This window comes from Flavicella sp. (assembly GCF_037132785.1).
GTDB lineage: Bacteria > Bacteroidota > Bacteroidia > Flavobacteriales > Flavobacteriaceae > Flavicella.
Genome location: NZ_JBAHZZ010000118.1, coordinates 1 through 6,074, shown reverse-complemented (window position 1 = coordinate 6,074; position 6,074 = coordinate 1). Strand labels below are relative to the sequence as shown.

The 6,074-nt window shown below is 32.7% G+C and carries 4 protein-coding genes; 1 reads left to right on the top strand and 3 read right to left on the bottom strand.

Annotation, left to right across the window (positions count from 1 at the left end):
• On the top strand, nucleotides 1–303 hold a 303-nt coding region (locus V5787_RS08075; RefSeq protein ID WP_336892739.1), incomplete at its 5' end, for a transposase.
• A gap of 216 nt (nucleotides 304–519) precedes the next feature.
• On the opposite strand, the gene gatB/aspS is transcribed toward V5787_RS08075, so the two are convergent.
• From gatB/aspS to V5787_RS08060, 3 genes are read right to left on the bottom strand one after another with little or no spacing between them, the layout of a single operon-like run.
• Nucleotides 520–3,852: a bifunctional amidotransferase subunit GatB/aspartate--tRNA ligase AspS gene (gene gatB/aspS, locus V5787_RS08070; protein ID WP_336892738.1), complete on the bottom strand. Its 3,333-nt coding sequence runs from the start codon at nucleotides 3,850–3,852 to the stop codon at nucleotides 520–522.
• The gene (locus V5787_RS08065; protein WP_336892737.1) at nucleotides 3,852–5,252 is read right to left on the bottom strand and encodes an amidase family protein; all 1,401 of its coding nucleotides are present in this window, start codon (nucleotides 5,250–5,252) and stop codon (nucleotides 3,852–3,854) included. Before V5787_RS08065 ends, gatB/aspS begins: the two co-directional genes overlap by 1 nt.
• Before the next feature lies 1 nt (nucleotide 5,253).
• Entirely contained in the window at nucleotides 5,254–5,511 is a 258-nt protein-coding gene (locus V5787_RS08060; protein WP_336892736.1) for a hypothetical protein, read from the bottom strand.
• Nucleotides 5,512–6,074 lie beyond the last annotated feature (563 nt).

Genomic DNA, 6,074 nt, shown 5'->3' with positions numbered 1-6,074 from the left:
GATAAAGGGTATCAATCAAAGAAAAACGCAACACTTTTAAAAGATCGAAATTTAAAGAATCACATTCTTAAAAAAGCTGTTAAAAATAAATCATTGACAAAATGGGAAAAACGATTTAATAAATTAATTGGCAAAACAAGGTTTATAGTGGAGCGAACTTTTGGAGGAATAAAGTTATGGTTTAAAGGTGGAGTTGCAAGGTACAGAGGTATGGAAAAAATGCATACTCAAAATCTGATGGAAGCTATTTGTTACAATTTATATAGAAGTCCAGGGATAATTGCCACTAATTCTAAAAACTAAAGGAAAATGAACCAAGAAATAGATCCATAACTAACATAAACAATGAAAATAAGAAAAAAAAATATAAATTTTAGATTTAAAAAGTAAAAATTGAAATCTAAAAATGAAAAGAGCATTATGCAACGGTCTTAAATTATTTGGTTTAGAACTTAATCCTCCCCTTAAACAAAGAAAAGACCAGTATTATCTGGCCTTTCTTATTTATAGACTAAAAAATTATTTTCTCATAATTTTTACGTTCATCTCTTCTACCTTTTTATCAGATAATTGAGAAGGACTTCCAAATAATAAATCTTCACTTGAACCTGTTTTAGGAAAAGCCATTACTTCTCTAATAGAAGCTTTCTTCTCTAAAATCATCATCAAACGATCTATTCCCCAAGCAATTCCTCCATGAGGTGGTGCCCCATAATGAAAAGCGTCGTACATGGTACCAACACTCTTCATCATTCCCTCTTTGTCATACCCCATATTCTTATAGGTCGCTTCTAAAATTTCAGGTTTGTGAGCACGAACAGATCCACCACCGATTTCATATCCATTCAAAATCAAATCGTATTGCTGTGCAATGATATTTCCTATCTCTTCTTCCTTACCATTCATATGCTTCTCTAAATCATACAGCGCAGGCATTGAAAATGGATTGTGAGTAAATGTCCAACGCCCTTCATCTGTCTTTTCAAACATTGGGAAATCTACTACCCAAGCGGGTCTTAATTCCTTTGGATTGATCAAACGAAGCATCGCTCCCAACTCTTGACGAACAGCATCCAATGCTTTATTCGCCGTATCATAATCCGCTGCTGAAAAGAATACGATATCTCCAACTTGAGCAGAAGTAGCATTTATAATTCCAGAAGCAATTTCCTCGCCTAAGAATTTAATGATTGGCGACTGTAAATCATTTTCATTTACAATGATATATGCCAAGCCTCCAAGACCGTGATCCTGTGCAATTGCTGTCAGTTTTTCAATCTGACCTTTAGACATACGTTTGCTTCCTTGCTCTTTAGCAGAAACCTTGATACATTTTACAATACCTCCATCATCAATAGGTTTGCTAAATACTTGGAAGGTTGTATCTTTTACAATCTCCGTAATATCTTGCATTTCTAATCCGAAACGTAAATCTGGTCTATCACAACCATATTTATCCATAGCCTCTTTATAGGTAATCACCTCAAAAGGTTTAAGATTCCATTTTTTACCATAAATTTTCTTTACAATTTCATTGAATATATTTGTATTCAAATCTATGATTTGCTGCATACTCACATAAGCCATTTCAATATCTAACTGCGTAAATTCTGGTTGGCGATCTCCACGAGAATCTTCATCACGGAAACAACGTGCTATTTGAAAATATTTTTCAAAACCACCTACCATCAACATTTGTTTAAACTGTTGTGGCGCTTGTGGTAAGGTATAAAACAACCCTGCTTGCTTTCTGGTTGGAACTATAAATTCTCTTGCTCCTTCATCAGTTCCTGCAGTTAAAATTGGCGTTTCAATTTCTAAGAACTCTTGTTCATCCAAAATATCACGCATTAATTTAATCACCTTATGTCTATTTACAACAGCTCTTCTTACATCATCATTCCTGTGATCTAAAAATTTATATTCAAACCTTATTGCTTCATTAGAACGTATTGCTCTTTTTATTTCAAAAGGAAGTGTTTTTGATAAATTTAAAATTTCTAATACTGAAGTTTCCAATTCGATTTTACCTGAACGCAAGCCTGCATTAAAATCTTCTTCTTTTCTTAAAACAATAATTCCAGTTACTGTAATCACAGATTCTGGTTTTAATTTCACCAATTCATCCAAGTTAGAAAAAGACTCTCTACTCAAACGCACCTGTAAAATTTCATTACTCGAATCACGTAAATCAATAAACATCAATTCACCATGATCACGAACACTAGAAACCCATCCTGCCAGTATGACTTGCTCTCCAATAGTTTCTTCTGATAATTCAGAAGTTTTATGAGTTCTATACTCCTCTTTTATCACCAATGGAATTTTTGGGAGGACTTCTTCCTCCTTAGCTGTTGGCTGTTCGTTATTCGCTAGTGAAGTTTCTCCCTCCTTATCTTCCAACTTCTTAACTTCTTTACCACTTACTGCGTCAATAATACCCTGACGAATTACTTTCCCTGAAGCTCCTTTGCCAATAATTGCAATCACTTTTCCTACAAGTATTCCTGCTTTTCCTTGATTCCCTGCTTTTATCTCATTTGCTACTGCTTTATTTTCAGAAACAACCTTAGCAATAGCCGCCTTAATCTGATCTTTAGAAATTGTATTGTCTGCAAAGAATTTTTTATAATCAAAACTAGCATCTTTTAACAGTGATTTGATTCCATTTTGAACTAACACAACAGTCACTTTATCTTCTTTTAGCAAGGAGAAAACCTCAATTAAATTAGATACATGAGCTATACTAGCATAGTCTTCTGGTTTGATGTTATTGGATAGTGTTTTTGCTACAAATGATGGATCGTTTATCACCGCATTGATTGCTACAAACACATCAGAACGCAAAGAATTTGCTGTAAAAAATTTTGCGTCTTGAGGAAGCACTCCTCCTTTGATTAAAATAGATTCAACAGCATAAGGAAGCACGCTAGCATCTACTGAAATTTTCTCTACAAGATTTTTAATCGAAACAAATGGTAAATCTGGCTCAGAAATAAAACGGTAATCAGCTTCAAATTCTTTTTTACGCATCGTTTTAGTTTGCTTTAATTCAGCATCCCATAAAACTGTCGTTTGATCTGGACGAAACTCTTTGTGCTCCGTATAATAATTCAATTGTTTTTCAATTTCTTCCTTTAAAGAATCTACCATAAACTTAAACGAATTTAAGTTTTTGATCTCCGTACGTGGATTTAACTCTTTGCTGCCTTTTTTTCGTAATGAAACAGAAACATCCGATTTAAACTCTCCTTTTTCTAAATTGGCTTCAGAAATTTTTAAATTCTGAACAATACGCTGAATATATTGAGCGTAGATAGAAGCATCTTCAATATTACGAACACAGGGCTCAGTAACAATTTCAATCAAAGGAACACCTGCCTTATTAAAATCGACCAATGAAATTTTCTTTTCATGAACTAATTTTGCAGCATCCTCCTCAATATGAACTTGTGTCAATTCCACAGTAAACTGAGAGCCATCATTTCTATAACAGGAAACTTGTCCATCCGGAATTACTGGATTATGGAATTGTGTTATTTGAATATTTTTAGGGTTGTCTGGATATTCGTAATGTTTACGATCCCAAGAAATAACCTCATTAGAAAATGTTGAATTTACCGCTTTACCAAAATAAATAGCTTTTGATATCGCTTCTTTATTTAAAGAAGGTAAGACTCCCATCTGACCTGTACATACAGAACAAATATTTTCGTTAGGTGTTTCAATTTCCTGATTTGGACAAGAACAAAACAACTTGGTTTTGGTATTCAATCGAACATGTGTTTCAAGTCCAATTACCAATTCTAAATCGAGGGCTTCAATAGCCGAATTTAACTGCTCTAATTCCATTATATTGTATCTTTTAAGAAGTTAGCAAACTTCAATACTTGTTCTTCATTTTTCTTTGCAGCAGTAATCTGTAATCCCGTTACAGTTCCTTGTGGCACCGTAAGAGTTGGCAGTTGTCCTAAACTAAAACCTACGGTATATTCATCAGACAAATACATTGCTAATGGATCATTTAAACTTTCTCCTATTACAGGAGGTGGAGCAGGTGTTACTGGTGATAAAATAATATCAACTTCTTTGAAGTTTTTCTCAAAACTTTCAGAAATTTGATCTTTCAATGCCAAAGCTTTTAAATAAATAGCATCAGAAAAACCTTGAGATAATACCTGATTCCCACCAACAACTCTTCTTTTTGTCTCTTTAGAAAAATTCTCAGAACGAGTTACTGCGTAGGTTTCTTTTAAGTTTTTATCTTCTATTCTATTCCCATAATTCGTACCATCTAATCTCGATAAATTAGAGGCAGTTTCAGCCATAGCTAATGTATAATAGGTAGAAACCAAAGTGTCAGACTTAAAAAAGTCTAGCTCTTTTACTTCAATTCCTTTTGCTTTTATTTTTTCAATCACTGCTAAAAAATCAGCTTTTATAGTCACATCAATTGCCTCACTTTCTATAAAGTTTTTAAAATATCCAATCTTTTTCACACCCTCAACGCATGCAATATTTTCTCGTGAAATTTCTTGTGAGGTATAAGAAGTTTGATCTTTAATATCCTTACCACTCATTATATTTAACAGAATACGAATGTCTTCAATAGATTTTGCCAAAGGTCCTACGCAATCCGTAGAAGAAGCATAAGCCATAATTCCAAAACGAGAAATCCTACCATAAGTAGGTTTCAAACCATAAATATTATTATAACCAGCAGGCTGACGGATAGAACCTCCTGTATCTCCTCCAATCGAAAACACAGTATACCCTTTAGCGACGTTTACAGCAGAACCTCCACTAGACCCACCCGAAACTAGAGTATCATCTATTGCATTTTTAACGGCTCCAAAAATTGTGTTTTCAGACGAAGAACCATGACCAAAACAATCACAATTTTCTTTTACCAATGGAATAGCTCCTGCATCCAACAACTTTTGGATTGCTGTTGCTGTATAAGCAGCTTTATAATTCTTCAATAAATCAGAACTTGCTGTAGTATAGGTTCCTTGTACCATATATACATCTTTAATCCCAAAAGGAATTCCTTCTAACAAACCTATTTCCTCTTCATTCGAAATTTTCTCGTCAACCTTTGCTGCAGCAACTAATGCAGTCTCTGTCAATAAAGAATTTACGGTATTGTGTGTGTTTTGTTTTAACAAGTTCAACCTCTTTTGCACTAAATCTGTACAAGTTATCTGTTTAGACACCAATTGTTGGTGTATTTTTTTTATCTGAGACTCCATATTAATCTTCAATAACTTTTGAAACAACTAAATACCCATCTTTTTCTTTTGGAAAATTTTCTCTAATGATTTTTCTTTCAATAGCAGAACTTTTCACCACTACATCTTCTCTTAAATCACTAACAGACACCGCATTTATATTGACATTATTTAAAGAATTATTATTTGTAGGATGTGCATTCCTTATTACATCAAACAATTTGTTCACCGATTCAGACGGCTTAGCTCCTTTAATACTCGACAAAATGTCGACTGTCATTATTTTACTCATGTCTTTTTATTTAGTTTATAAATCAAACTTTTAAGTTCGCAAAATTACAAAAGTTTTAGCGGAGTTGGACGGTTTTAAACTCTAAAATGATTATATAGATTTCCACAGCAATTACATACACATTTCATCTGTTATTTTTGTTTATTATCACCTTAAATCAAAAAATAAAATTATCCGATTTTAGCAACAAAACAATTTTATATTATGAAATTAAATTCAACCAAATTTCAAAAAAAATCAATCAAGACCGTTGCATAATGATCTCTTTGATTTCAATTTTGACTTTTTAATCTAAAATTTATGTTTTTTTTCATTATTTAAGACCGTTGCATAATGCTCTTTTCAGTTTTAGATTTCAATTTTGACTTTTTAAATCTAAAATTTATATTTTTTTTTCTTATTTTCATTGTTTATGCTAGTTATGGATCTATTTTTTGGTTCATTTTCCTTTAGTTTTTAGAATTAGTGGCAATTATCCTTGGACTTCTATATAAATTGTAACAAATAGCTTCCATCAGATTTTGAGTATGCATTTTTTCCATACCTCTGTA

Excerpts from the sequence above, each read along its gene's own strand:
- gatB/aspS (WP_336892738.1), bottom strand. The coding sequence starts at position 3,852 with ATGGAATTAGAGCAGTTAAATTCGGCTATTGAAGCCCTCGATTTAGAA.
- V5787_RS08060 (WP_336892736.1), bottom strand. The coding sequence starts at position 5,511 with ATGACAGTCGACATTTTGTCGAGTATTAAAGGAGCTAAGCCGTCTGAA.
- V5787_RS08065 (WP_336892737.1), bottom strand. The coding sequence starts at position 5,252 with ATGGAGTCTCAGATAAAAAAAATACACCAACAATTGGTGTCTAAACAG.